Annotated in this window: 1 protein-coding gene; it reads right to left on the bottom strand. The window is 68.3% G+C overall.

All coding sequences use genetic code 11. The annotated features are described in order from the left end of the window. Window positions 1–41: 41 nt before the first annotated feature. Window positions 42–1186, bottom strand: a protein-coding gene (locus EUA98_RS19580; RefSeq protein WP_130104351.1) for an IS3 family transposase whose coding sequence is annotated in 2 segments (ribosomal slippage) — window positions 42–916 and window positions 916–1186 — 1146 coding nt in all. Because the reading frame shifts where the segments join, the coding sequence is not laid out codon by codon here. Window positions 1187–1254: the final 68 nt, after the last annotated feature.

The following is a 1254-nucleotide window of genomic DNA, read 5'->3' as shown; positions in this document are numbered from 1 at the left end:
GGGACTGCCCCGGGTTTGGTTGACTCGCGGGGTTGAGTGGTTCAGGCCGCGAGAGCGACTTGATGGAGTGTCTCGTATTCGATCGGGGTGAGCCTGCCGAGTCGGCGTTGGCGGCGTCGGCGGTGGTAGGTCTTCTCGATCCAGGTCACGATCGCCAGGCGGAGCTCTTCACGGGTTTCCCAGCGCCGGCGGTTCAGGACGTTCTTTTGCACCAGGGCGAAGAACGACTCCATGGCCGCGTTGTCGCCGGCGGACCCGACGCGGCCCATCGACCCGGCCAGGCCGGCGTGCTTGATCGTGCGCACGAAGGCGGCCGAGCGGAACTGGCTGCCCCGGTCGGAGTGCACGATCGTGGCGTGCGGGTTGCGCAGCGCGACGGCGTTGCGCAGGGCGGACACGGCCAGGCGGGCTTTCATCCTGGAGTCGATCGAGTAGCCCACGATCCGCCCGGAGTACACGTCCTTGATCGCGCACAGGTAGAGCTTGCCCTCACCGGTGGGGTGTTCGGTGATGTCCGTCAGCCACAGCTGGTTCGGGCCGGCGGCGGTGAAGTTGCGGTGCACGAGGTCGTCGTGGACGGCCGGGCCGGGGGTCTTGCCCGACCCGCGGCGCCGGTGGGTGACCGACATGATGCGGTGGCTCGAGCACAGCCGGGCGACCCGGTTCTCCCCGGCGCGGATGCCCCACTCGCCCAGCTCGTCGGCGATGAACCGGTACCCGAACGTCGGGTCGTCGTCGTGGATGGCCCGGGCGGCGTTGACCAGGTGCGCGTCGTCCCAGTCTCGTTGGGTCACCGGTTCCCGCCGCCAGGCGTAGAACCCCTGCTTGGAGAACCCGAGCACCCGGCAGGTCACCGCGACGGGGATCGCGTCGGCGGCGAGGTCAAGGACCAGCGGGTACATCATTTTGGGTTGATATCCCGGGCGAAGTACGCCGCCGCGCGGCGCAGGATCTCGTTCTCCTGCTCCAGCAGCCGCACGCGTTTCTTGGCTTCGCGCAGCTCGACGGACTGGTCCGCGGTAGTGCCCGCACGGACCCCGTCCTGGACGTCGGCGACCTTCAACCAGCGATGCAGACACGACTCCGAGACCCCAAAGTCTCGAGCGATCTGCGACACGGGTGCCTGCCCCTTGCGGGCCACAGCCACCACATCACGGCGGAACTCGGGCGGGAAAGCCTTCGGCATGGCGAACATCCTTCCAGCGAGGACCAGGTCCTCACAGGTCAGGAGTCAACGAAACCGGGGGCAGTCCC

Origin of the sequence: Pengzhenrongella frigida (assembly GCF_004168625.1) — a bacterium.
Classification (GTDB): domain Bacteria; phylum Actinomycetota; class Actinomycetes; order Actinomycetales; family Cellulomonadaceae; genus Pengzhenrongella; species Pengzhenrongella frigida.
Note: the sequence above shows the minus strand (reverse complement) of the source record. Positions and strands in the feature narration are given on the sequence as shown.